Origin of the sequence: Mesoflavibacter sp., assembly GCF_964226795.1 — a bacterium.
GTDB lineage: Bacteria > Bacteroidota > Bacteroidia > Flavobacteriales > Flavobacteriaceae > Mesoflavibacter > Mesoflavibacter zeaxanthinifaciens.
This window is the reverse complement of record NZ_CAXQQP010000008.1, coordinates 267,593-292,092: the sequence shown is the minus strand read 5'-3', so window position 1 is coordinate 292,092 and position 24,500 is coordinate 267,593. Positions and strand designations below refer to the sequence as shown.

At 31.7% G+C, this 24,500-nt stretch carries 24 protein-coding genes and 2 tRNA genes; 11 read left to right on the top strand and 15 right to left on the bottom strand.

What is annotated here, in order from left to right:
* The first annotated feature begins 20 nt into the window (after positions 1-20).
* Positions 21-2,183 carry a prolyl oligopeptidase family protein gene (locus ACEQT4_RS08275; RefSeq protein WP_370226944.1) on the top strand — a complete coding sequence of 721 codons (2,163 nt, stop codon included), beginning with the start codon at positions 21-23 and terminating at the stop codon, positions 2,181-2,183.
* A gap of 73 nt (positions 2,184-2,256) precedes the next feature.
* Entirely contained in the window at positions 2,257-3,168 is a 912-nt protein-coding gene (locus tag ACEQT4_RS08270) for an ABC transporter ATP-binding protein (RefSeq protein ID WP_370226985.1), read from the top strand.
* Here ACEQT4_RS08270 and ACEQT4_RS08265 read toward each other — a convergent pair.
* Positions 3,147-4,157, bottom strand: coding sequence for a helix-turn-helix transcriptional regulator (locus ACEQT4_RS08265; RefSeq protein ID WP_370226942.1), 1,011 nt, complete (start codon positions 4,155-4,157; stop codon positions 3,147-3,149). The two genes, ACEQT4_RS08270 and ACEQT4_RS08265, sit on opposite strands and share 22 nt — an antisense overlap.
* A 93-nt stretch (positions 4,158-4,250) precedes the next feature.
* Here ACEQT4_RS08265 and ACEQT4_RS08260 point away from each other — a divergent pair, with 93 nt between their 5' ends.
* The 5 genes from ACEQT4_RS08260 (at position 4,251) to ACEQT4_RS08240 (ending at position 9,535) form a co-directional block, all read left to right on the top strand.
* On the top strand, positions 4,251-4,862 hold the full coding sequence (locus tag ACEQT4_RS08260) for a hypothetical protein (RefSeq protein ID WP_370226941.1): 612 nt from the start codon (positions 4,251-4,253) through the stop codon (positions 4,860-4,862).
* A 419-nt stretch (positions 4,863-5,281) separates the two neighbouring features.
* Positions 5,282-5,830: a hypothetical protein gene (locus ACEQT4_RS08255; protein ID WP_370226940.1), complete on the top strand. Its 549-nt coding sequence runs from the start codon at positions 5,282-5,284 to the stop codon at positions 5,828-5,830.
* Between the two features lie 144 nt (positions 5,831-5,974).
* Positions 5,975-6,047, top strand: a tRNA-Pro gene (locus tag ACEQT4_RS08250).
* Positions 6,048-6,777: 730 nt separating this feature from the next.
* The gene (locus ACEQT4_RS08245) at positions 6,778-7,878 is read left to right on the top strand and encodes a slipin family protein (protein WP_370226938.1); all 1,101 of its coding nucleotides are present in this window, start codon (positions 6,778-6,780) and stop codon (positions 7,876-7,878) included.
* Between the two features lie 256 nt (positions 7,879-8,134).
* Positions 8,135-9,535 carry an RtcB family protein gene (locus ACEQT4_RS08240; RefSeq protein ID WP_370226937.1) on the top strand — a complete coding sequence of 467 codons (1,401 nt, stop codon included), beginning with the start codon at positions 8,135-8,137 and terminating at the stop codon, positions 9,533-9,535.
* Positions 9,536-9,578: 43 nt separating this feature from the next.
* On the opposite strand, the gene ACEQT4_RS08235 is transcribed toward ACEQT4_RS08240, so the two are convergent.
* The 9 genes from ACEQT4_RS08235 to pdxA all read right to left on the bottom strand — a co-directional run bounded on the left by ACEQT4_RS08235 (position 9,579) and on the right by pdxA (position 17,037).
* Positions 9,579-10,037, bottom strand: a complete 459-nt coding sequence (locus ACEQT4_RS08235) for a GreA/GreB family elongation factor (RefSeq protein WP_370226936.1) — start codon at positions 10,035-10,037, stop codon at positions 9,579-9,581.
* Entirely contained in the window at positions 10,018-10,719 is a 702-nt protein-coding gene (gene mtgA, locus ACEQT4_RS08230) for a monofunctional biosynthetic peptidoglycan transglycosylase (protein ID WP_370226935.1), read from the bottom strand. Before mtgA ends, ACEQT4_RS08235 begins: the two co-directional genes overlap by 20 nt.
* Positions 10,720-10,722: 3 nt before the next feature.
* Positions 10,723-11,838 (bottom strand): NAD(P)/FAD-dependent oxidoreductase, encoded by a 1,116-nt coding sequence (locus ACEQT4_RS08225; RefSeq protein WP_370226933.1) that lies wholly within the window; start codon positions 11,836-11,838, stop codon positions 10,723-10,725.
* Positions 11,839-12,038: 200 nt separating this feature from the next.
* Positions 12,039-13,391: an acetyl-CoA carboxylase biotin carboxylase subunit gene (gene accC, locus ACEQT4_RS08220; protein ID WP_106680863.1), complete on the bottom strand. Its 1,353-nt coding sequence runs from the start codon at positions 13,389-13,391 to the stop codon at positions 12,039-12,041.
* Positions 13,392-13,476: 85 nt separating this feature from the next.
* Positions 13,477-13,959 carry an acetyl-CoA carboxylase biotin carboxyl carrier protein gene (gene accB, locus ACEQT4_RS08215; protein WP_027879376.1) on the bottom strand — a complete coding sequence of 161 codons (483 nt, stop codon included), beginning with the start codon at positions 13,957-13,959 and terminating at the stop codon, positions 13,477-13,479.
* A 34-nt stretch (positions 13,960-13,993) separates the two neighbouring features.
* Positions 13,994-14,989: a beta-ketoacyl-ACP synthase III gene (locus tag ACEQT4_RS08210; protein ID WP_370226931.1), complete on the bottom strand. Its 996-nt coding sequence runs from the start codon at positions 14,987-14,989 to the stop codon at positions 13,994-13,996.
* A gap of 178 nt (positions 14,990-15,167) precedes the next feature.
* Complete coding sequence (gene rpmF, locus ACEQT4_RS08205; RefSeq protein ID WP_370226930.1) at positions 15,168-15,368, bottom strand: 50S ribosomal protein L32; 201 nt, start codon at positions 15,366-15,368, stop codon at positions 15,168-15,170.
* Positions 15,369-15,377: 9 nt separating this feature from the next.
* Positions 15,378-15,917, bottom strand: a complete 540-nt coding sequence (locus ACEQT4_RS08200) for a DUF177 domain-containing protein (protein ID WP_027879373.1) — start codon at positions 15,915-15,917, stop codon at positions 15,378-15,380.
* A gap of 73 nt (positions 15,918-15,990) precedes the next feature.
* Complete coding sequence (pdxA, locus tag ACEQT4_RS08195) at positions 15,991-17,037, bottom strand: 4-hydroxythreonine-4-phosphate dehydrogenase PdxA (protein ID WP_370226928.1); 1,047 nt, start codon at positions 17,035-17,037, stop codon at positions 15,991-15,993.
* Between the two features lie 68 nt (positions 17,038-17,105).
* On the opposite strand from pdxA, the gene ACEQT4_RS08190 reads away from it, so the two are divergent.
* Positions 17,106-17,696, top strand: coding sequence for a riboflavin synthase (locus ACEQT4_RS08190; RefSeq protein WP_370226927.1), 591 nt, complete (start codon positions 17,106-17,108; stop codon positions 17,694-17,696).
* Here ACEQT4_RS08190 and ACEQT4_RS08185 read toward each other — a convergent pair.
* The 3 genes from ACEQT4_RS08185 to mce form a co-directional block, all read right to left on the bottom strand.
* Positions 17,685-17,855, bottom strand: coding sequence for a PID-CTERM protein-sorting domain-containing protein (locus ACEQT4_RS08185; RefSeq protein ID WP_370226926.1), 171 nt, complete (start codon positions 17,853-17,855; stop codon positions 17,685-17,687). The two genes, ACEQT4_RS08190 and ACEQT4_RS08185, sit on opposite strands and share 12 nt — an antisense overlap.
* 255 nt (positions 17,856-18,110) lie before the next feature.
* Positions 18,111-18,184: transfer RNA gene (locus tag ACEQT4_RS08180), tRNA-Ile, on the bottom strand.
* 56 nt (positions 18,185-18,240) lie between these two features.
* The gene (gene mce, locus ACEQT4_RS08175; RefSeq protein WP_370226924.1) at positions 18,241-18,642 is read right to left on the bottom strand and encodes a methylmalonyl-CoA epimerase; all 402 of its coding nucleotides are present in this window, start codon (positions 18,640-18,642) and stop codon (positions 18,241-18,243) included.
* Positions 18,643-18,725: 83 nt separating this feature from the next.
* Here mce and rbfA point away from each other — a divergent pair, with 83 nt between their 5' ends.
* Both rbfA and ACEQT4_RS08165 read left to right on the top strand, forming a co-directional pair.
* Positions 18,726-19,121: a 30S ribosome-binding factor RbfA gene (rbfA, locus tag ACEQT4_RS08170; protein WP_106680851.1), complete on the top strand. Its 396-nt coding sequence runs from the start codon at positions 18,726-18,728 to the stop codon at positions 19,119-19,121.
* Complete coding sequence (locus ACEQT4_RS08165) at positions 19,122-20,327, top strand: ABC transporter permease (protein ID WP_370226923.1); 1,206 nt, start codon at positions 19,122-19,124, stop codon at positions 20,325-20,327.
* Between the two features lies 1 nt (position 20,328).
* Here ACEQT4_RS08165 and dusB read toward each other — a convergent pair whose 3' ends face one another.
* Positions 20,329-21,324, bottom strand: a complete 996-nt coding sequence (dusB, locus tag ACEQT4_RS08160) for a tRNA dihydrouridine synthase DusB (RefSeq protein WP_106680957.1) — start codon at positions 21,322-21,324, stop codon at positions 20,329-20,331.
* An 86-nt stretch (positions 21,325-21,410) separates the two neighbouring features.
* Here dusB and ACEQT4_RS08155 point away from each other — a divergent pair, with 86 nt between their 5' ends.
* Positions 21,411-21,932, top strand: coding sequence for a hypothetical protein (locus ACEQT4_RS08155; protein ID WP_370226921.1), 522 nt, complete (start codon positions 21,411-21,413; stop codon positions 21,930-21,932).
* A gap of 72 nt (positions 21,933-22,004) precedes the next feature.
* Here the strand turns inward: ACEQT4_RS08155 and ACEQT4_RS08150 are convergent, their stop codons facing one another.
* On the bottom strand, positions 22,005-24,407 hold the full coding sequence (locus tag ACEQT4_RS08150; protein WP_370226920.1) for a TonB-dependent receptor domain-containing protein: 2,403 nt from the start codon (positions 24,405-24,407) through the stop codon (positions 22,005-22,007).
* Positions 24,408-24,500 lie beyond the last annotated feature (93 nt).

Sequence of the window (24,500 nt, the reverse complement as noted above, 5' to 3'; positions counted from 1 at the left end):
AAATACAAATTCACTTAAAAATGAAAAAATTAGCTATTGGTCTATTTTCCCTAATTACCATAATGTCTTGTAAAGAAGAAATGAAGCAAAAAGAAACAATCAAACTTACCTACCCAGAAACTAAACAAGTAGATACTGTAGATACTTATTTTGGTGAAACAGTAAAAGACCCATACAGATGGTTAGAAGATGATAGAAGTGAAGAAACTGAAGCTTGGGTTAAAGCAGAAAATAAAGTAACTCAAGGTTACTTAGCAAACATACCTTACAGAGAGCAATTAAAAGAACGTCTATCTAAATTATGGAATTACGAAAAAATAGGATCTCCTTTTAAAGAAGGTGACTATACTTATTTCTATAAAAATGATGGTCTACAAAACCAATACGTTATTTATCGTTACAAAACAGGTGAAGATCCAAAAACAGCCGAAGTTTTCTTAGACCCAAATACATTTAAAGAAGACGGAACAATCTCTCTTGGAGGAACTAGTTTTTCTAAAAACGGAAAGATTTTAGCCTATGCCATTTCTGAAGGAGGAAGCGATTGGCGTAAAATTTTAATTATGGATGTAGAAACTAAAGAAATTATAGAAGATACTTTAGTAGATATTAAGTTTAGTGGTATGTCTTGGTACAAAAACGAAGGTTTCTATTACTCAAGCTATGATAAACCTAAAGGAAGCGAGTTATCTGCAAAAACAGACCAACACAAAGTCTATTATCATAAATTAGGAACACCACAAAGCGAAGACCAGTTAATTTATGGTGGTACAGAAGCCGAAAAACACCGTTATATCTATGGAAATGTTACTAGAGACGATAGATTTCTAATTCTTTCTCCTCGTGTATCAACCTCAGGAAACAAATTATTAATTAAAGATTTAACAAAACCAAATAGTGATTTTGTAACCATTTTAGATCACACAGATAGTGACACATACATTATAGAAAACGAAGGCGATCAGCTATTTATAGTAACAAATCTTAATGCGCCTAACCAAAGATTAGTAACTGTTAATGCCTCAAATCCAGCTCCAGAGAACTGGAAGGATATCATTCCTGAAACTAAAAATGTATTAAGCGCATCAAAAGCTGGTGGATACTTTTTTGCAGAATATATGGTAGATGCTGTATCAAAAGTATTACAATATGATTATTCTGGTAAACTAGTGCGCGAAGTAGAATTACCTGGTGTTGGAAGTGCTGGCGGATTTGGTGCTAAAAAAGAAGAAAAAGAGCTTTACTACTCGTTTACAAACTATGTAACACCAGGAAGCATCTATAAGTACGATATCGAAAACGGAACATCAGAATTGTACCGTAAACCAGATATCGATTTTAATCCCGAAAATTACGAAAGTAAACAAGTATTTTATACCTCAAAAGACGGTACAAAAGTACCTATGATAATTACACATAAAAAAGGTATCGAACTTAACGGAAAAAACCCAACAATACTTTACGGATATGGTGGCTTCAATATTAGCTTAACACCAAGTTTTAGTATAGCAAATGCGGTTTGGATGGAGCAAGGAGGTATTTATGCTGTACCAAATTTACGTGGTGGTGGAGAATACGGAAAAGCTTGGCATGATGCCGGAACACAACTAAAAAAACAAAATGTTTTTGACGATTTTATTGCTGCTGCAGAATATCTTATAGAGAACAAATATACCTCGTCAGATTACTTAGCAATTAGAGGTGGATCAAACGGAGGATTACTAGTTGGCGCAACTATGACGCAACGACCAGATTTAATGAAGGTTGCTTTACCTGCTGTTGGTGTTTTAGATATGTTACGCTACCATACATTTACCGCTGGTGCTGGTTGGGCATACGATTACGGTACGGCTGAAGATAACAAGGAAATGTTTGAATACTTAAAAGGATACTCGCCTGTACACAATGTAAAAGAAGGTACACAATATCCTGCAACAATGGTTACCACTGGAGATCATGATGATAGAGTTGTACCTGCACATAGCTTTAAATTTGCGGCAGAACTACAAGCAAAACAAAAAGGAGATAACCCTGTTTTAATTAGAATTGAAACCGATGCAGGTCATGGTGCTGGTACACCGGTAAGTAAAACCATAGAACAATATGCAGATATTTACGGGTTTACACTATTCAATATGGGATTTGATGTACTGCCTGAAAAAATTGAAGATTTTAAAAATTAAGAATAAAGATAAAAATACATCAAACCGCTTAAAAGTTAATTTAAGCGGTTTTTTTTATACTATTTTTGCAACTATGCTAAACGTACAAAACCTAACATTTTCATATAAAAATACACCTATTTTAAAAGATATTTCTTTTAAAGTTCAAACTGGTGAAAACCTCGCTATTATTGGCGAAAGTGGCTCAGGAAAAAGTACGTTATTAAATCTTATTTATGGCGAATTTGATTTAAATCAAGGACACATTTTTTGGAAAGACACCGAAATTTTAGGTCCAAAATATAACTTAGTGGTTGGTTATGAGTTTATGAAATATGTACATCAAGAATTCGATTTAATGCCATACATAACCGTTGCTGAAAATATTGCCAAACATCTGTCAAGATTTTATCCTGAAGAACGAGAAGAGCGTACCGGAGAACTACTAAACGTTGTAGAGTTAGAAGCATTTGCCAATGTAAAAGTAAAAACACTATCTGGCGGACAAAAACAACGTGTGGCACTAGCAAGAGCTTTAGCAAAGCAACCAGAAATTATCTTGTTGGATGAACCTTTTAGTCACATTGATAATTTTAAAAAACAGAGCTTAAGACGTAATGTATATAAGTATTTAAAAGATAAAAACATAGCTTGTATTGTAGCAACACATGACAAAGAAGATGTATTAGGATTTGCCGATAATATGATTGTTTTGGAGGATAAAAAAATCTTAGAACAAGGTAAACCAGAACAATTATATAACAATCCTAAAACACCATTAATTGCTTCTTTTTTTGACGAATTTAATGTGATTGATGACAGAATTGTTTACGCAAATCAATTAAAAGTCGTTGAAAAATCTAATCTAAAAGCAACTATAATTACTAGTTATTTTAAAGGCAATCACTACTTAATTGAAGCTAATTTAAATGGCGACAAAGTGTTTTTTGAGCATCATAATTCAATAGAAAAAGGACAAGAAATTTACTTATCAATTTCGGAATAATTTTTAACCGATTGTTTTAATTTTCCTAAAATTCGGTCTCTTAATTTTTTAGGTTTTAAAACTTCAATACTATCACCAAAACCTAAAATGAGTCGTTCTAACTCAAAATTATGTTGAACGAAAATATTAAAAATAGTACCATCTTCTCTGGTTTTTATTGTACGTTGGGACGGATGAAAAGGTTTAGTAACCACATAAGGTGCATTTTTTTTATCAACCCAAAATTGTATGCGTTGCGCTCTAGAGTTGGATACCGTAACACCAACAACGTCTTTGTAAAAGTTGTCACCTTCAATTTGCAAATCAATATAATCTACGTTGTCTTCAATATTAATGTTTATTATTCTATCTAAAGCCAAAGTGATCATTTTTTGTTTGTGAGACGCTAGCAAAAACCAACGGTTATTAAATTCTTTTAATAACTGCGGATGCACTTGCATAACGCTAGAAGTTCTTGCAGAAAACGATTGATATGACACTTTAATCACTTTTTTAGATTGTATCGCGTTATAAATAACATCAATAAACTCTAAACCTTTTAGTTGTTCGTTTTTATCTAAATGAATAATAGCGCGATTGTCCTTTTGCGACGCATACACCGAATCTTCCAAACGCTGTAAAACGCCATCCATTTCTTTAAATAATGAGAAGTCTTTAAATTGCCTTAGCACTTGTATAGCTTCGTTCATTACCTTAATATCTTTATCGGTTACAGGTATGTTTACAATGCTGTATTCTGGATTGTCGTATTTATAAAATTTACGATTGTAAACCACTATTGGCGCATTATAGCCTAATTTATCACTACGCATCATTTGTATATCTAATTGCACAGTACGTTTACTTACATCTACATCTTTACCTTCATACTCGTAAAGCGCATCAGAACAAGCAGTAATTAAGTCGTCAAGTGTCCATTCTCGATAGTTATTTTGAAGACATTTATCAATGGTTTTATATCTAATTAATGCATTTTTATTTACAGCCATTTAAGTGGAATTTTAACCTAAAATATTCACATTTAATTTAATGCGCAAAAAGATTGCGTATTAAAATGAAACCTTTGCTTCAAATATTAAAAAATGGAAACTTTAAAACGAAAAATATTTGATGTGTTAACTGGAAAAATCACAGTTTCAGAATTTGAAAATTGGTTATACAATTGCGAAGAAATCTTAGAAAATTTGGACTCTAATTCTTTTTATTTTGATGTAATTGAAGTCAATTATAAATCAAATAAGTGGAAACAATTATTAACAAATATTTTCAAAGAATATATAAGCGAAGAACAAATTGAAGTATTTAGGATTGAAAACATTTGTGAAAAGATAATAAGCAGCAAAACTTTTGATGAAACACATCTAATTTTAAAAGAAGAATTTAACGGTTTTAATTTTGATACAAATTTTTCAATACTATGGAAATTGTACTGTTTGTATGACATCTTTGATCTTGTAAAGGAAGAATTTGAACAAGAAGGAGAACTTGAAGCTGAAGCTAAGTTTTACGCCGAAGAAACGCTTAATATTTTTGAAAAATCTGACGATTTTGAGATATTAAAAATAATGTTAGAACAAGAATTACCTTCTTTTAAACCTATCAAAATTGAGTCTAAAAAAGTTATAAAACCAATAATCAAACCTAAAAAAATAACGCTAAAACAAAAAATTCTTGCTTTTTTCAAAAAAAGTTAATACTACGTATTAAGGGTTGTAATTTCCTGAAATACAAAAAATAAATTTTGAAAATTGAAAAATAAATCTAAATCTTTGCATCGCAATTGACTAACAAACAGCAGTCAAAATATTTAAAATTAAAAATTAGAACAATGCGTTTATTTATAACATATCAACCAGAACCAAAAGGACTTTTACCTTTTGTGCTGCTTCGTGATTATTGTAGATAAACTTTTGTAAATTCATACAAAATGAAAAATCCGAAGCAAATTTTTAACTGTTTCGGATTTTTTGTTTTTCAGCCATTAGCAAGTCTGCTAAAACATTTCCCCGAAACATTAAAATAAAAACAGAATGTCATGCTGAGCTTGTCGAAGCATCTCATTTTAATTGATTAAAAAAATAACACTGAATTTAATTCAGAAAAACATAAAACAATGGACACGAATTTGTTAAACAACTACGTGCTTAAGGCTATAGATGCTTATCCATACGAATTAGAAGAAACTGTAGAAAACCTAAACTACGCTTTGTCTTACGAAAGTAACAACGCTTACGCTTTGTATTTAATGGGACAATTACAAGCAGAACAGTTAGGCGACTATGAAACAGCCAAGCACTATTTTGCAGAAGCTTTAGCTAATAAAATGGATTTTCATAAGGTTTATGATAAATACATTTTAGTATTAATCTGGAACGACGATTATCAAGAAGCTCAAAATTTAATAGACTTTGCGCTAACCGTTAAAGGCATAGATAAAGGCTTAATCTGGTATTATCAAGGTATGCTTTTAGAGTATCAAACAGTATACAAAAAAGCCATAAAAGCATTAAAAACAGCAAAAGCATTTGGTTACAATAGAGATTTTATAAGTCATATAGATAATGAAATATCTAGGATTAAAGACAAAATAAAACCTAAAAAGAAAAAAGCCTCTAAGAAGAAAAAGAGCAAAAAAGACAAGAAAAAGAAGAAGAAAAAATAAATTTTAAACTACGCAAAAATATTGCGCAATAGCGTAAAATATTTGCAGAGTAGATAACAAAAAGTCTTTTGGAATCAGACTTTTAAAGCAGCGCTTCACCAGTCGAAGGAACTGGTGAAGCTTAATAAAAGTTCTTAAACATAACTGAGAGGATAACGATGGTTGGTTTACTCGCTTTGGAAGCGAGAGGTTGTAGGTTCGAATCCTATCTCTCAGACAATTAAAATATCAAGTAAGTCTTGTTAAGTGTTTCTGTATAGCACTATTGTATAAATCCTTGCAGTTTCGCATTAGGTATTTATGTTCAACTTGGCTTGAAGGTTTTTAGGTTATTTGACCAAATAAATAATCCCATCTATGTACACAGGTTCGAATCCTGTCTTCTCTAACGGGAAGTAGCTTAGCGGTTAAGCAATAGATTCAAATTGTAGGTTCGAATCCTACCAAGATCTAACGGTCTTGTGGCGAAATTGGTAAACGCGCTGTATTTAGGTTACAGTTTTGAAAATGGACTTTAATCCATCTTTTTTGATCAAGAAGGTCACTTGTAAAAATAGACCACCAGTGTTGCCATCACGTAAAAAATGGCTCTAAAAACAAAAGCAAAGTATAAGTTGGCTAGCTTATGTAATTTTTACAAAAAGCAGTCTAGACAACACCTTGAAATACTAATGTATTTAAAGTCACTTTGGGTAATCTTTTAAAGATTCATTTTTAAATCAAATCATTGAAATTTTTTCGGTGTAAACATTTAAAAATCATCTACTAAACATTATGTAAAGCGCTATAAAACCGTAGTATTTCCGTAGTAAGAAAGATGGTTAACTTTTATTTTGCTTTAACTAAGAATAGATCATTTTCAGCATAAGCTTGAAAATCCTATTATAAATGTATAACCGTTCTGATATTTAAAAAATAATGCAATCAGAACATAATAATTAGAAATCATGAAGAGAGTAAGAATTCATGCAGGAAACGTAGGTTTAGTATTTAAAAACGGTGATTACAAACGCGTAATTACTAGTGGTACACATTGGTTAGGCTTTAACGAAAGCGTTATAACATACAGCTTAACTACAGCTTTTAATGCGCCTAAAGCATTGGAAATCTTACTAGAAGACCAAGCTTTAGCCAACATGTTACACGTTGTAAATGTAGAAGACAATCAAATTGTTTTAGTTTACACGTACAACAACTTTAAGCAAGTGCTAACCGCTGGTCAATACACCTTTTGGAACACGTTGGTAGACTATAAATTTGTTACTGTAGATTTAAGTAAAATCGAAATCACAGAAAACATCAGCAAGTCATTATACACCAATATGCAATTAAGACAATACATACGCGCTTTCGAAGTAGCAGCATACGAAAAAGCCATTATGATTGTAGACGATAAGTTCGATAAAATCTTAGATCACGGTACATACCACTTCTGGAGAAACAATCAAACTATAAAAATCGCAAAAGCAGATTTACGTCAGTTACAATTAGAAGTGTCAGGTCAAGAGTTGTTAACCAAAGACAAAGCAGCGGTACGTATTAACTTTTACGCACAGTACAAAGTAATCGATATCGAAACGGCATTAATGCAAAATAAAGATTACGAAAAACAATTGTACACAAGCTTGCAATTAGCCTTAAGAGCATACGTTGGCGCTTACACCTTAGACGAATTGTTAGAGCAAAAAGACCAAATAGCAAAAGCAGTTCTAGAAGACGTAAAAGCGCAAGCCAGCAAGTTAGGCGTAAACGTATTACATGCCGGTATGCGCGATGTAATTTTACCAGGCGACATGAAAGACATCATGAACCAAGTATTAATTGCACAGAAAAAAGCGCAAGCCAACGTAATTACAAGACGCGAAGAAACCGCATCGACACGTAGCTTGTTAAATACCGCAAAATTAATGGAAGACAACAGCATGTTGTTCAAATTAAAAGAAATGGAATACGTAGAAAAAATAGCCGATAAAATTGGCGAAATCACTGTAGCCGGAAACGGAAACGTGATCGAGCAATTAAAAGATATTTTTTCGGTAAACAAGTAATTTTTTGGGCGTAACCACGCTTTTAGTGGCGTGGTCGCGCTTTACGTTATATCTTTTGCAAGCAAAAGGATGCCACTTCAATCGCTTACGCGGGCTAAACCAATAAGCATTTTGTTAAATAAAAAAATACAAAAACGCAAAAACATTGCGTAATACACTATAATATTTGTAATGTCATTCAGAGCGACAGCGAAGAATCTCGTTAAATTGAAAGATAAAAGAAAAAAACATTATCACCAACGTGGGAAATAAAACAATGGAAACAAACACAAAAATAACCGGAAAAGACTTAATCAATTTAGGTTACAGACAAGGCAAATGGATGCAAGAAGCATTGATTTACATCAACGAAAACCAATTACAAGGCAATGCTTTACAAAGTTATTTAGAGCAATACAAGTTACCAGATCCATTACCACTACATAGTAAACCTTTAGACTTTTCAATTAACATAAAAGCAGAAAACGAGTTAGAAGAAGATAACGTTTCTAAAGTCATTAACTCGATGCAAACCTTAATGAAAACACCAACATTAGTCAATGGTGCTATTATGCCAGATGCTTGCCCAACGGGACCAGACGGAACCATTCCTGTTGGCGGCGTTGCAGTAGCTAAAAATGCTATTCATCCAGGTATGCATAGTGCAGATATTTGTTGTTCGGTCATGCTAACAGACTTTGGAAAAGTCAACCCAAAAGACGTGCTAAACGCAGCACATGCTAATACACATTTTGGTCCTGGCGGACGCGATAGAAATACGCAATTTAGATTTCCGAAAGAACTATTAGAAGCTTTTGAAAACAATTATTTCTTAAAAGACCAACAAATGATCCAAGCCGCAAGAGCTCATTTAGGAACTCAAGGCGATGGTAACCATTTCTTGTTTGTTGGTACCTCTAAAAAAACAGGAAACACTATGTTGGTAACGCATCACGGATCACGTGGTCCTGGTGCTAGATTGTATACAAAAGGTATGAAAATAGCCGAACGTTTTAGAAAAATATTATCACCAGAAACGTTAAAACAAAACGCATGGATTCCTTTTGATACAAAAGAAGGTCAAGGCTATTGGCAAGCTTTACAGACCATAAGACAATGGACAAAAACCAATCATGAGGTGATTCATAATTCGGTTGCAGAAAGTTTAGAAATTGCTATTGAAAACCGTTACTGGAACGAGCATAACTTTGTATTTAAAGATGGCGATTTATTTTACCATGCGAAAGGCGCAACACCTTTAGATGCTAAGTTTATGCCAGATATTACAGGTCCAAGATTAATACCTTTAAATATGTCTGAGCCTGTATTAATTGTTGATGGTGCCACTACCAAAACCAATTTAGGTTTTGCGCCACATGGTGCTGGTAGAAACGTAAGCCGTACACAACATAGAAAGAGCAAAACGGGAAGCATTATGCAAATTTTTAAGGAAGAAACACGCGGATTAGATGTTAGGTTTTTCTCTAAAGAAATTGATATTACCGAATTACCAAGCGCTTATAAAAATGCTCAAACCGTTAGAAACCAAATGGAGGAATTCGGTTTAGGAAATGTCATTGATGAGGTACTACCTTACGGTTGTATTATGGCAGGCGATTGGCAAAAAAATGCACCTTGGCGTGTAAAAAGAGAGAAAAGAAGAAGAAATAAATCTTAGAAAGGAAAAAAGTGGACTAACATATGGTGGTCTGCTTTTTTAATTATAAAATCTCTGTAATTTCAAAAGACATATTTCTGAAAGTTACTTTATCACCAACCGATTTTCCGAGAAGTAATTGACCAATTGGTGTATTTGCCGAAATAGCGTAAAAAACTTCACTTTCAACTTTAATTTCACCAGCACTAATGCTAATAAAGTAATTAGATGTTGTAGTGAAAACAACACTACCTAAACCAATGTTTTTAGAGGTTAATTCGGTGTTAATTTTAGACAGAATTTGTTTCGTTTTTTCAATTTCAGCTAATTGGTGTCCTGCTTTTTCCCGTTCTAATTGCAACATGGCGCGTCCTGTTTCGTGCTTATCTCCTGCACTACTCTTTGTTTCACTTTGCAGACTTTGTTTTATATCTTCAATAACCGCCAAAACACTCTGTAAACGCGTCTCTAAACTTTGATTACAAAGCTGTAATAATTGGGTTTTAATGTTTTGGGTTTTCATCGTTTTTCTTAGGAAATTTTAATGGTCCGTAAAAACCCATTTGTTTGATAATCCATTGTTTTCTTGCCGAAATATAACTGGTTGCAGGTTGTGCTTTATAGCGTCTTGGGTTTGGCAAAATTGCAGCTATTGCAGCCGATTGATTGATATTTAATCTTTTTGCCGAAGTCCCAAACCAATGTTGTGACGCTGCTTGTGCGCCGTAAACGCCATTACCCATTTCTATACTGTTAAGATACACTTCCAAAATACGCTCTTTAGACCATAATTTTTCTATTAAAAACGTAAAATAAGTTTCTAGACCTTTACGTAACCAATTTCTGTTTGGCCATAAAAATACATTTTTTGCGGTTTGTTGGCTTATGGTACTTGCACCTTTTATGCGTTTTGATTTTTTATTATTTTGGTAAGCCTTTTCAATCGCTTCCATATCAAAACCATTATGGTTTACAAATTTTTGATCTTCACTACAAATTACAGCTTTTTGTAGGTGAATTGAAATATCTTCAATATCTACCCAATTATGTTTAAATGTTGAAGATTTCTCTGTATTTTCAAAAGAACGAATAACCATTAACGGTGTATAATATATTGGTATATAACGATAAATCACAACCCATAATACAGTTAAAATTACAAACCAAACACAACATTTTAGTAAAAACCGAAAGACTCTTTTCATTGCTTAATTTAGGGTTAAATCTGCTAATTCTTTACCTATTAAACTTCCAATTGCTATGCCCATTCCACCAAGTCTAACACCACAAAACACATTATTAGAAACCTGTTTTACTATAGTGTTTTTTTGTTTACCAACACCCATAATACCAGACCAACGGTGATCAATTTCAAAGTTAGTTTCGGGTAAAATCGTGGTTTTTAAAAGTGCTTCTAATTTATTTTGAATGAGTTTTGTTTGCGCAAATACGGTAGTTTCTTCTGTTTTAAAATCAAGATTTCTCCCACCTCCAAAAAGGATGCGATTATCAATATTTCTAAAATAATAATAGCCTTGATCTAAATGAAATGTGCCTTTTATGTATAAATCTTTTATCGGTTTTGTAATTAATACTTGCGCTCGTGCTGGTTTTACATTTTGAATGTTTAATTGTGAAGCAAAACCGTTGGTAGCTATCAATAATTTTGAGGTTAAAAACTCGAATTGATTTGTCTTTACTTTAACTGATTCTTGATTTTCTGAAAAGCTTTGAACTGTTATATTATTTAAAATTTTTATGCCTTTAGATTGTACTTTTTGAAGAAGTGCTTCCATCATTTTCCCGGTGTCTATTTGACCTTCAAAAGCATTAAATATGTATTGCTTTTTTATGTTCTTAAAATTGAATATATTGTCTTTTATGCTAAACACTTCTGCATTAAATATTGGCTTTAGCAGCTTATTGATATAATCTTTTTTTGATAGGCAATTTTCAAATAGATTGTCATTTTCTGTAAACAGCTCGTAACCACCAAAAGCTTGATAATTAATGGTTTGATCTCCTAAGGTTTGTCGTAATAATTTTAAGCCTTTTATACGTTTGTTTATTAATTGTAGAACTTCTGCTTCAGTATGTGTATTTAAATCGTCTAAAATTTCGCTTAAGCTACCAAAGCATGCAAATCCTGCATTTTTAGTACTAGCACCATTTGGTAATACTCCTTTTTCAAGGATTAAAATATTTGCTTTAGGATATGTTTTTTTTAATTGTAATGCACAATTTAAACCTACAATACCACTGCCAATAATAGTAAAGTCTATGTTGGTTAACCATGATTTTATTTCCCAATAGCTAAAGTTCACAAAAAAATAAGTAAAAGATTAAGTGATGTAAATGTACTTAATTTTTAGTACTGTTGTTGGCTTTGTGTTAAGGATAGTAGTGGCATCCTTTTTTGAAGTATGAAAAAAAGATATAACGAATAGCCTGACCGTTTGTTGACTTAACAACAAAGGGTAACACCATAAAAAAACTCCGAAATTACTTTCGGAGTTTTATTTTTTTAATCTTCTTTTGGTTTTTCCATTTTGAAATCTTCCATAAATTTAGTGGTATAGTTACCTGATAGGTAATCTGGATGGTCCATTAATTGTCTATGGAATGGAATTGTGGTTTTGATACCTTCTATTACAAACTCGTCTAATGCACGTTTCATTTTATTAATTGCCTCTTCACGTGTTTGTGCAGTGGTAATTAATTTTGCAATCATAGAATCGTAGTTTGGCGGTATACTATAACCTGCATAAACGTGTGTATCTAAACGTACACCATGTCCTCCTGGCGCATGAAGTGTTGTGATTTTTCCTGGTGAAGGTCTAAAATCATTATAAGGGTCTTCTGCGTTTATACGGCACTCTATTGAGTGTAAATTAGGCGTATAGTTTTTACCTGAAATTGGTACTCCTGCAGCAACTAATATTTGCTCTCGGATTAAATCAAAATCTATTACTTGTTCTGTTATTGGATGTTCTACTTGTATACGCGTATTCATCTCCATAAAGTAGAAGTTTCTGTGCTTGTCTACAAGAAACTCTACAGTTCCTGCACCTTCGTAGCTAATGTATTCTGCAGCTTTTACAGCAGCTTTACCCATTTTATCTCTTAACTCGTCGGTCATGAATGGCGAAGGTACTTCTTCTGTTAACTTTTGGTGACGACGTTGTACAGAACAGTCTCTTTCTGATAAGTGACATGCTTTACCTGTACTATCTCCTACTACTTGGATTTCGATATGTCTTGGTTCTTCGATAAGTTTTTCCATATACATATCGTCGTTTCCAAATGCAGCTTTAGATTCTTGTCTAGCCGAATCCCAAGCGTCTTTTAGGTCTTCTTCTTTCCAAACGGCACGCATACCTTTTCCTCCTCCACCTGCAGAAGCTTTAAGCATAACAGGATAACCTGTTTCTTTTGCTATTTTTTTACAGTCTTCAAAAGTTTCGATAACACCATCACTACCTGGTACACAAGGTACTCCTGCTGCTTTCATTGTTGCTTTTGCAGAAGCTTTGTCTCCCATTTTATTAATCATCTCTTCTGAAGCACCGATAAATTTAATATCGTGTTCTTCACAGATTTTAGAAAATTTTGCGTTTTCTGAAAGGAAACCGTATCCTGGATGTATAGCGTCTGCATTTGTTATTTCTGCAGCTGCAATAATGTTTGACATTTTTAGATAAGACTCGCTACTTGGTGCTGGACCAATACAAACAGCCTCATCAGCAAATTTTACATGTAAACTGTCTTCGTCTGCTTTAGAGTATACAGCTACTGTTTTTATGCCCATTTCTTTACAGGTTCTAATAACACGCAGTGCTATTTCACCTCTATTGGCAACTAATATTTTTTTAAACATCTTTATTGAATTAGATAATTAGACAATAGGATTATTGATAGTTCAAATTTTTAAGATGAAACTTGAACAGATCTAATAATCTAAATTAAGATGGGTCTACTAAGAAAAGTGGTTGATCAAACTCTACAGGAGAAGCATCATCTACTAATATTTTAACGATTTTACCTGACACTTCAGATTCTATTTCGTTAAATAACTTCATAGCTTCGATAATACATAATACGTCTCCTTCTGCTATAGATTGACCTACTTCTACAAATAATGGTTTATCCGGAGATGGTTTTCTATAGAATGTACCTATTATTGGAGATTTTATAGTTATATATTTAGAGTCTTCTGCTGGTGCAGCTGGTGCTTCTGTAGCAACTGGTGCAGGTGCTGCAGCTGGTGCTGGTTGCATTGGCTGTACAGGCATTTGTGCTTGCATTGGCACTTGTTGTACAATTGTAGTTTCTGTATCTGATCCAGTTTTGATTGTTATTTTAACATCATCTGTTTCTAATTTAACCTCACTTGCGCCAGATTTTGCTACAAATTTAATTAAGTTTTGAATGTCTTTTAAATCCATAATTATTAAGTTATTAATTTAAGTTTTAGTTAGTTTAAGAGTTATAAGCCCATTTTAAATAAATTGAGCCCCATGTAAATCCGCCTCCAAAAGCGGCAAAAATTAAGTTATCTCCTTTTTTTAACTTTTTTTCAAAGTCGTATAGTAATAATGGTAATGTTGCTGATGTAGTGTTACCGTATCTGTAGATATTTTTTAGCACTTTGCTTTCATCAAGATTCATTCTATTTGCTGTTGCATCAATAATACGTAAGTTAGCTTGATGTGGTACTAACCATGAAACATCTTCATGGGATAGGTTATTACGCTGCATAATTTTTTCGCAAACGTCTGCCATATTTGCTACAGCAAATTTAAATACTGTACGTCCTTCTTGGTGTACAAAATGTTGTTTATTATCTAGTGTTTCTTGAGAGGTAGGTAATATAGATCCTCCTGCTTCAATTTTTAAGAATTCTCTTCCGGTACCATCACTTCTTAGGTATTCATCTTGAAACCCTAGACCTTCTTCGTTTGGTTCTAATAGAACAGCTCCTGCTCCATCTCCAAAAATGATACATGTAGCACGATCTGTATAATCTATTATAGAAGACATTTTATCTGCTCCTATTAATAATACTTTTTTGTATCGTCCTGACTCTATGTAACTTGTTGCTGTAGATAAACCATAAAGAAAACTAGAGCATGCTGCTTGTAAATCGTATGCAAAAGCATTTGTTGCGCCTATCTGTGTGGCAGTATATACTGCTGTAGATGCAACTGGCATATCTGGCGTAGCTGTTGCTACGATAACTAAGTCTATTTCTTTTGGGTCTAGGTTTCTTTTTTCTAGTAAGTCTTGTGCAGCTTTTATTGCAAGGTAAGAGGTACCTTCGCCTTCTTTTTTAAGAATTCTACGTTCTTTAATTCCTGTTCTTGTGGTAATCCATTCGTCGTTTGTATCTACCATAGTCTCTAAGACTTTGTTTGATAATACAAACTCTGGTACATAAGCACCAACAGCAGTTATTGCAGCAGTAATCTTGCTCATATTTTTATATAATTTGGTCATTAAAAGACCCAAAACGGGGCAAAAATGACATAAATTAAGCTAAATTAGTCATTTTTGAACTAATTTGACGCAAAGTAAAACGTTTTTAACGTAAAGAAAAGCGTTTCATAAAAAAAACGCTCACAAGTGAGCGTTTCTTATATGCGTGCATAATAAATTATGCTACGTTTTCTTCTACTGAGTTGTCTATTAATACTTGACCTCTGTAATATAATTTTCCTTCACTCCAGTGAGCTCTGTGATATAAGTGAGCTTCACCTGTTGTTGGGCAAGTTGCAATTTGTGGCGCAGTTGCTTTGTAATGCGTTCTTCTATTATCTCTTCTAGTTTTCGAGATTTTTCTCTTAGGATGTGCCATTTTATATTATTATTTATCCGTTAATAGTTTTTTTAATGTATTCCAACGAGGATCAATCTCGTCTTCTTTTTCTTTTTTATCTTTTAATTTTGGACTTAATTCTTCTAACTTTTTGAGTATTTCTGAGTCTAATGTTCCATCTTCTACTCCTGGATGTACTAGTTTACTTGGTATTGCTAGCACAATAGTTTCATAAATGTATTGTTGTATGTTTACTTCATACTCACCATGTGGCACTATTAATATATCAATGTTTTCATCGTTATATTCTTCTCCAAATTTTACAACTAAATCAAATGTGTTTGATATTTGTTGGTCATAAGGTTCGTTAGTTACATCACAGTTAACGTTTACATCTCCTGAAACTTCAAAATGAAATTCTAATAAAGTAGATTTTTTATTTAAAGTAACATCTACATTTATATTACTAGAGTTAAACTCTTCATAGTCAAAATGATCAAAGAACGTTTGGTCTATTTTATAATCAAAATGATGTTTTCCTTCTTTTAAACCTACAAACTGTATTGTAAATTCTTTTAATTGCTTCATTCTCACATCTATTTTGAGCCTGCAAATATACAAAAATCTTCTTATTTATAAAGACTTATAAACATTTTTTTGTTTATATCTTTTTTTTAGAGAAAGGTAGAGGATTTTTACTTATTTCTGCGTACTCATTTCTGTTATTAAAAATTTTTATTGCCGTAAAAATAGCTTCTTTAAAAGACCCAATATCTGCTTGTCCTTTTCCTGCTATTTCAAAAGCAGTTCCATGATCTGGAGATGTCCTTACCTTGTTTAATCCTGCTGTATAATTAACACCTTGACCAAACGAAAGCGTTTTAAATGGTATCAAACCTTGATCATGATATGATGCTATTATTGCATCAAAATTTTGGTAATTGTTGGAACCAAAAAAACTATCTGCAGCGTATGGTCCAAAGACTAACTTACCTTTTTCTTTAATTTTCTTTAATGCTGGTCGTAAAATTTTATCATCTTCATTACCTATAACTCCATTATCTCCTGTATGTGGATTAATACCTAATACAGCAATTTTTGGTTTATTAATTTTAAAATCCTTAATTAAAGAATCGTGTACTGTATTTATTTTATCTTCAATTAGTTTTGTTGTTATATGTTTAGATACATCTTTAACAGGTACATGATCTGTTAACAATCCTACTCTTAATCCTCCATTGACCATAAACATAAGACTGTTACCTTCTAGCTCTTGATTAAGATAGTCTGTATGTCCAGGAAATTTAAAAGTATCTGATTGTATACTACTTTTATTTATTGGTGCTGTTACAAGCACATCTATTTCGTCACTTTTTAAAGCTTTAGTAGCTTTTTGTAAAGATTTTATAGCATATTCTCCTATGGTTTTATCTTCTTTTCCAAAGGATATGTTAACATTTTCTTTCCAACAATTAAGCACATTAACTTTACCTATCACTGCTTGATTAATATGATTAATGCCATTAAGGTTTATATCAATTTTGTAATGTTTTTTTACAAAACTCATTGTTTTAATTGAAGCAAAAATTATTGGAGTACAAAAATCTAACATTCTTGAATCTTCAAATATCTTAAGAACGATTTCTGAACCAATCCCGTTTAAATCTCCAATTGAAATTCCTACTTTAATATTTTCTTCTTTCTTCATTAATAAAACTAACTATTGTTTGTAATTTTACCTGCAACAAATTTAACCAAATAATAACGATTACGTTTATGTTTACAGGAATTATTGAAACACTTGGTAAAGTAACCAATCTTGTTACTGAAAAAGATAATTTACATATTACTATTGAAAGCGAAATTACTCATGAGCTAAAAATAGATCAAAGTGTTGCCCATAATGGCGTTTGCTTGACTGTTGTTGCTATTGACAATAACCAGTATACTGTAACAGCCATAAAAGAAACACTTGATAAAACAAATATCGGTAATTTAATTGTTGATAGTACCGTAAACCTTGAGCGCGCAATGAAATTAGGTGAAAGACTTGATGGACATATCGTGCAAGGTCATGTAGATCAAACAGCAACTTGTATTGATGTAAAGGAAACTGAAGGCAGTTGGTTATTTACTTTTGAATATGACCCAAAATTAAATAATGTAACTATTGAAAAAGGATCTATAACTGTAAACGGTGTAAGTCTAACAGTTGTAAACTCTCAAAAAAACAGATTTAGTGTAGCAATTATACCTTACACTTTTGCACATACAAATTTTAAAACTTTTAAAGTTGGAACTGTAGTAAACTTAGAATTTGATGTAATAGGAAAATATGTAAAACGCTTAACCGAACTAAGCGCTTAAGCTTTGTTTGTGTTTTATAACCTTATACACACCATAAATAAGAGCAGCAACAATTAAAAACACAATACCATTATCTACTGGTAAACCAGGTGGCGGTGGTAATGGTGGTGGCGGTGGTGGCGGTGTTTGCGCCTGAGCCAAAATTAGGTTAAAAAACATAAATAACATTAGGGCTATTATTTTTTTATTGAACTTGAGAGAAATTCGGTTGTAAATGTATGAAAAAAAGACTGCTAACAAAATTTTTTAAACAGTTTTTACTTAAAATTTATCTTTCAAGTGCAAATTTTATCGTTAAAATACATATTTAACGATATGATAACGTCCTTTTTATTTAAATACTTTTATCAAAAATATTTAAAACGAAAATAAAAAAAGCTTCACAAAACTGTGAAGCTTTTCAATTTCTAGAAGTGGTCCCACCTGGGCTCGAACCAGGGACTTTCTGATTATGAGTCAGATACTCTAACCAACTGAGTTATAGGACCCGAAATTGGAGTGCAATATTACTACTATTTTTAAAATACTGCAAACCTTTTTTAAATTACTTGATATCTTGACAAAGTTCTATTAAAACTCCGTTAGTTGTTTTTGGGTGTAAAAATGCTACTAACTTATTGTCTGCGCCTTTTTTAGGTGTTTCATTTAAAACTGTAAAACCTTCTTCTTTTAAACGCTTAATTTCTTTTTCAATATCATTAACCGCAAAAGCAATATGATGTATTCCTTCACCTTTTTTTTCTATAAACTTTGCAATTGGGCTATCTGGTTTTGTTGCTTCTAAAAGTTCTATTTTGTTTGGTCCAACTTCAAAAAAAGATGTGCTAACGCCTTCACTTTCTACAGCTTCAACTTTATAATGTGGTTTACCAAATAGTTTTGCAAAAAGTTTGCTAGAATCCTCTAAACTCTTAACTGCTATACCAATATGTTCAATTTTTTCCATTTTTTAACGTATTTTAGATCTAATATTTGCTTAAATATGTCTTAAAAGTAATATATTCTTGTAATAACAACTATTTTTGTAGCATGGAAGAAAGTCAAAGACAAAAAAAAATAGCTTCGGTACTTCAACGAGATTTGGTAGATGTACTACAAGGTGCTGCTACTAAAGGCGGATTAAGAGGTGTAATTATATCGGTATCTAAAGTAAAAGTAACTGCAGATTTAACAGATGCTAAAGTATATTTAAGTATTTTTCCTAACGATAAAGGAAAAGAGTTGCTTGAAGGTATTAAAGCAAACACGCCTTTTATAAGACACGAAATTGCGCAACGTACTAAAAATCAATTACGTCGTATGCCACAACTAATGTTTTATATAGACGACTCTTTAGAATATATTGACAAAATTGAAAAGTCTTTAAAAGGAGAGGATAATCCTATTGAAAACCCAGATTTATTAGGCAAACGAAAAAAATCTTAGTTGAATTTTCCGCTGTACATAGTTAAACGTTATTTACGTTCTAAAAGCAGTAATAATGCTATAAACTTTATAACCATTATTGCAATGGTTGGTATCGTATTAGGATCTGCTTCTTTATTTATTGTACTTTCTGGTTTTGCTGGTTTACGTGAGTTTACTTTAGAATTTACCTCTATAATCGATCCTGATTTAAAAGCAGAAACTACCGTAGGAAAATCGTTTACACTGTCTCAACAACAAGCTAAAGATTTAAAGAATATTAAAGGTATTGCTAGTTTTTCAAAAATTATTGAAGAACGTGTTATCGCTACTTTTGATGGCAATAATCATCCTGCTTACATAAAAGGTGTTGATCAAAATTTTAGTGAAGTTACTAAAATAGAATCTGTTATTCCTATTGGTGGTTGGATTTATCCAGAAACACCACAATCTGTTGTTGGCTGGACCATTTCTACACATTTAAATGTTGGCGCTAACGACTACGGAAAAAGTATGACGCTTTCTGTACCAAAACCAGGAAAAGGTCAAATTACATCTCAAAATCAAGCTATAAACCAAGTAAAAGTAGTTAATGTTGGTATTTATGATATTAATGAAGAAATAAATAATAAATACATTTTTACATCTTTAGAAACAGCAAAGCAGTTATTAAACTACAACGATAACCAAATTACATGCATTGAGTTTAAACTGAATGAAAATGCAGATGAAGACACTATAAAAAATAAAATAGCTTCTGTTTTAGGACCTAATATTTTGGTGAAAAACAAAGACCAATTAAATGATGCTATTTATAAGATGTTAAATACTGAAAATCTGGCGGTTTATCTTATTTTCACTTTAGTTTTAATCATTGCGCTTTTCAATATTATTGGCACCATTATAATGGCTATTTTAGATAAGAAAAAGACACTAAACACTTTATATAACTTAGGTGCAAGCGTAAAAGATATTAGAAAAATATTTTTATATCAAGGTATATTAATGACATTAATTGGCGGTATCATTGGACTAATTATTGGTTACACATTAGTGCAATTACAATTATCTTTTAAACTAATTATGATAACGCCAGTTTTACCTTACCCTGTTGCTTTACAATTTAAAAACTTTGTTATTGTAATGCTAACCCTAACAGTTTTAGGCGTCATAGCTTCTAAGATTGCTGCATCTAGAATAAATAGAAATTTAGTAAAAACAGGTTAGATTACTCAGTAAACACATAATCACTAAACTGTTCTTCTACTTCATCAAAAGCTGCAAAAACATCAACAGAATGATCACTAGTTACCATTTTTGTTCTGTATTCTTTAAAGTGAGGAATACCTTTAAAGTAATTGGTGTAATGACGTCTGGTTTCTAAAACACCTAAAGTTTCGCCTTTCCAATCTATAGCCATTTGCAAGTGTCTTCTTGCCGCATCAACACGCTCTTGCATAGTTATTGGTCGGTAATGTTCTCCTGTTTCAAAAAAGTGTTTTACTTGTTTAAAAAACCACGGATTACCAATTGTAGCACGACCAATCATACAACCGTCTAAACCGTATTGGTCACGCATTTCCATTGCGCGTTCTGGTGTATTTACATCTCCGTTTCCAAATACAGGAATATGCATACGTGGATTATTTTTTACCTCAGCAATTGGCTTCCAATCTGCGTTACCTTTATACATTTGCGCACGTGTACGACCATGAATCGCTATTGCTTTACAACCAACGTCTTGTAAGCGTTCTGCAACTTCAACAATTCTAATAGAATCATGATCCCAACCTAGTCTTGTCTTTACGGTAATAGGTATATTGGTACGCTTAACCATTTCGGCAGTTAATTGTTCCATTAAACAAATATCTTTTAAGATACCTGCGCCAGCACCTTTACTAACTACTTTTTTTACTGGACAACCAAAGTTAATATCGATGATATCTGGTTTAGACTCAGAAACAATATCTATGGTTTGTAACATACTATCCATATTAGCTCCAAAAATTTGAATACCAACAGGACGTTCTTTTTCGTAAATATCTAACTTAATAACGCTTTTAGCTGCGTTACGTATTAAACCTTCGCTAGACACAAACTCTGTATACACCACATCTGCACCTTGCTCTTTACATAATTTTCTAAAAGGCGGATCGCTTACGTCTTCCATTGGAGCTAACAACAACGGAAATTCTGGAAGTTCTATATTACCTATTTTTACCACGTTACAATTTTTTGGCAAAATTACATCTTTTTAAATAATTGTAAGACAAAGAAGATTAAACTATATTTATAGAAATTAGTTTCTAAATGAAAAAACTCATCATTATTTTTTGCGTTATCTTTTTTAGCTGTGGTACACAGAATAGCCAGATAAAATTAAAAACTATAAGACACAGTCATTTTAAGATACAATATCCTAATACATGGGTTAGGTTTGGAGGTGTTGGTCACATTAATTTGACTCCAAAAAAATTAAAAGATCTAAACCCCGAAGATGAATTGAATAACATCTCTGTAAATAAAAACCCTTTCTATATTGAAAAATTTAATGGCGTAGAAAATACTTTAAACGAACATGGTAGAACCCTAAGACCAAGAGAAATTAATAAAGAATATGTACTAACTAAATTACCAGAAGGTTCTAAATATATCTATAAAATTGAATCTACTATTGAGCGACAATCTTTTAAAGAAAAATTTAAACGATTAGAGTTTTTTTATGTTAGAGACTCTAAATTAGATTATATAGCGTTTCAAATGGAAGAAAAATTATTTGATAAATATTTTGATGATGCCATGTTAATTATAAACTCTTTTGAGCCTAAATAAAAAAGACCATATAACTATATGTTACACGGTCTTTTTATATTAAAAACGTTTTAATTAGTTAAGATTGTTTTCTTACTCTAATCGGTCTCTTTCTTTCTTATCTTTGGTACGTTCGTTAGTCTGTAAACTTGTATTACCAAATTTATAACTAAAACCTAACTTAACATATCTGTTATCTTGGTTATGGAAGTTATAATTGTCTTGTCTACCATATTTAGTGCGTACAGTAAAATCTTGCTTATTAAATAAATCTGCAAAAGCTAAAGACAATGTTGCTTTATCCTTAAATAACTTTTTACTAATAGACAAATCTGATATTAAACGACCATCTACTGTTTGAAACCCTTGTAAATTTTTACTTGTGTAAATAACTGTAAAATTAGCAGATAGGCTTTTGTCTTTTAAAAATGAAAAATCATTACTAAGCACAGAGTAGTTGCTCCATTGATCTTGTTTAACTATTTGATTGTCTAAAAAAGCTTCTTCTTGTATGTTATAAAAAGATGTTACAAAATAAACAGACCAGCTATTTGAAACATCAAAATATGTTATAAAATCTAAACCAAAATCTGTTGCATTACCAATATTGGTTGGTTGATAGATTAAAATGTTGTTAGTATTGTCTTGAATTGGAATTTCATGTATTTGATCTGATATGTCTTTGTAGTAAAATTCAAAAGTATATCTGCTTTTTATAGATGTTCCTAAAACAAATTTGTTGGTAAATGTTGGTTGTAAAAAAGGGTTACCTGTTGCTATTGTGTTATCGTTTAAAAAGAAATTAAACGGATTTAAATCTTGATAATCTGGTCTGTTAATACTACGTTTATAATTAGTGTATAGATTTATATTTTCTGAAGTTTGCCAACTTAAATTAAGTGTAGGAAACCATTCTAAATAATCTTGGTTGTTTAATCCGTTTGTGCTTATAGATTGACCTTCAATATCTGTTTGCTCTACTCTTAATCCTCCTGAAAAACTCCATTTTTCCCAATCTATTTGATAGTCTAAATATGCAGCAAAAATAGACTCGTCGTAATGATAGGTATCAGAATTTTGATTGTTAAATGTTGTATTTCCTGTATTTGGATCTATATCAAACTGACTAATATCACTGTCTGTATTAATTACAGACGTTTTTATTCCTGTAGACAAAGAAGAGTTATCACTTAATGCCGTATTGTAATCTATTTGTGATGTTATAATATCTGTAGTTTGATTATTATCTGTTGTAAAAGCAGTGTCAAAATTAGAGTTACTATTAACAAAATAATACTGAGATTCTACTTGCTGGTGTCTCTCATAATCATATTTAGTCATATGTACATTAATAGCTAAAGAACTTTCATTTTTAAATTTTTGAACAAAATCTAAATCTACTCCAAGATTATATTTATCATCACTAGAATTATTATTTACATTAAAATTATAATTATTTGTTCCTTGTAAATCATTTACTGTTGTATTTCCTCTTGTCAAATAATCAAAATAAGGTAAATACAAAAAGTTAGATGTTAGACTAAGCGTACTTCTTTCACTTAAAAAATAGTCAAAATTTAAATTTGCATTGTGTGTTTTTGAAGTTGTATTTCTATTTAAAGTAGAATACCAATTTTCTGAAATAGCGTTGTTATTATCTAAATAGTTTATTTCGTTAATATTATCTCTGTTAATCTTACTTTGGTTATAGTTGTAGTTAAGGTTAATGTTAACTTTATTGGTTTTGTAAAACTGATTGATTCCTGCATTATACCTAGGAAAAACACCTTGCGTGTAATTAGAAAACACATTACCTCTGTAACCTGTTATTAAGTTTTTAGTCATTACTATATCTAAAACAACTCCGCTTTCTGCATCATACTTAGCAGAAGGATTGGTAATAACCTCTACTTTTTGAATGCTATTTGCAGAAGAGTTTTCTAACAACTGTGTTACTTCTGATGCAGATAGTTGCACTTTTCTGCCATTAATAAATACTGTAGGAGTACTGTTTTTAACAGAAATATTTCCGCCTAAAACCAAAACACCTGGTGTGCTTCGTAAGACGTCTAACATTGTACCTTCTACTAAAGAAGTATTTGCAACATTAAAAATTAATCTATCTGCTTCCTTTTTAAGGGTTGGTTTATTAGCTGTAACAACAACTTCTTCTAAATTTTCTGTGCTATCTTTTAAAATAATATTTTTAACAGATGTCGTGTTAGCTATAGTTAAATTTTCAGTATAACTTGCAAAACCTAAAAAAGAAGCTTGCAAAATATAAGTTTTAAAGTCTAATCCTGTAATAATAAACTTTCCAGACTCATCTGTACTTGCTCCTTTTACTATAGAATTATCTGATGCATCTGTAACTAAAACGTTAACAAAAGATAGTGGTTGGTTATTTTGATCTACTACTTGACCAGTAATGGTCGCTTCTTGCCCAATAGCATAAAAAGACAGTAAATAGAATAAAATATTGGCTAAGTATTTCATTTAAAAATTAATAGGTCGTGCAAGATAATAATTGTTAATTACTTTTCCTTGTGGGAAAAACCGCAATTTTCAATCATTTACCTTATTAATAAA

Excerpts from the sequence above, each read along its gene's own strand:
- rpmF (WP_370226930.1), bottom strand. The coding sequence starts at position 15,368 with ATGGCACATCCTAAGAGAAAAATCTCGAAAACTAGAAGAGATAATAGA.
- ACEQT4_RS08185 (WP_370226926.1), bottom strand. The coding sequence starts at position 17,855 with ATGTTTTTTAACCTAATTTTGGCTCAGGCGCAAACACCGCCACCACCG.
- accC (WP_106680863.1), bottom strand. The coding sequence starts at position 13,391 with ATGTTTAAAAAAATATTAGTTGCCAATAGAGGTGAAATAGCACTGCGT.
- ACEQT4_RS08270 (WP_370226985.1), top strand. The coding sequence starts at position 2,257 with ATGCTAAACGTACAAAACCTAACATTTTCATATAAAAATACACCTATT.
- ACEQT4_RS08260 (WP_370226941.1), top strand. The coding sequence starts at position 4,251 with ATGGAAACTTTAAAACGAAAAATATTTGATGTGTTAACTGGAAAAATC.
- ACEQT4_RS08275 (WP_370226944.1), top strand. The coding sequence starts at position 21 with ATGAAAAAATTAGCTATTGGTCTATTTTCCCTAATTACCATAATGTCT.
- ACEQT4_RS08150 (WP_370226920.1), bottom strand. The coding sequence starts at position 24,407 with ATGAAATACTTAGCCAATATTTTATTCTATTTACTGTCTTTTTATGCT.
- ACEQT4_RS08265 (WP_370226942.1), bottom strand. The coding sequence starts at position 4,157 with ATGGCTGTAAATAAAAATGCATTAATTAGATATAAAACCATTGATAAA.
- mtgA (WP_370226935.1), bottom strand. The coding sequence starts at position 10,719 with ATGAAAAGAGTCTTTCGGTTTTTACTAAAATGTTGTGTTTGGTTTGTA.
- ACEQT4_RS08235 (WP_370226936.1), bottom strand. The coding sequence starts at position 10,037 with ATGAAAACCCAAAACATTAAAACCCAATTATTACAGCTTTGTAATCAA.
- ACEQT4_RS08200 (WP_027879373.1), bottom strand. The coding sequence starts at position 15,917 with ATGAAGCAATTAAAAGAATTTACAATACAGTTTGTAGGTTTAAAAGAA.
- ACEQT4_RS08155 (WP_370226921.1), top strand. The coding sequence starts at position 21,411 with ATGAAAAAACTCATCATTATTTTTTGCGTTATCTTTTTTAGCTGTGGT.
- mce (WP_370226924.1), bottom strand. The coding sequence starts at position 18,642 with ATGGAAAAAATTGAACATATTGGTATAGCAGTTAAGAGTTTAGAGGAT.
- ACEQT4_RS08245 (WP_370226938.1), top strand. The coding sequence starts at position 6,778 with ATGAAGAGAGTAAGAATTCATGCAGGAAACGTAGGTTTAGTATTTAAA.
- pdxA (WP_370226928.1), bottom strand. The coding sequence starts at position 17,037 with ATGAAGAAAGAAGAAAATATTAAAGTAGGAATTTCAATTGGAGATTTA.
- accB (WP_027879376.1), bottom strand. The coding sequence starts at position 13,959 with ATGGATTTAAAAGACATTCAAAACTTAATTAAATTTGTAGCAAAATCT.
- rbfA (WP_106680851.1), top strand. The coding sequence starts at position 18,726 with ATGGAAGAAAGTCAAAGACAAAAAAAAATAGCTTCGGTACTTCAACGA.
- ACEQT4_RS08190 (WP_370226927.1), top strand. The coding sequence starts at position 17,106 with ATGTTTACAGGAATTATTGAAACACTTGGTAAAGTAACCAATCTTGTT.
- ACEQT4_RS08240 (WP_370226937.1), top strand. The coding sequence starts at position 8,135 with ATGGAAACAAACACAAAAATAACCGGAAAAGACTTAATCAATTTAGGT.
- ACEQT4_RS08210 (WP_370226931.1), bottom strand. The coding sequence starts at position 14,989 with ATGAGCAAGATTACTGCTGCAATAACTGCTGTTGGTGCTTATGTACCA.
- ACEQT4_RS08255 (WP_370226940.1), top strand. The coding sequence starts at position 5,282 with ATGGACACGAATTTGTTAAACAACTACGTGCTTAAGGCTATAGATGCT.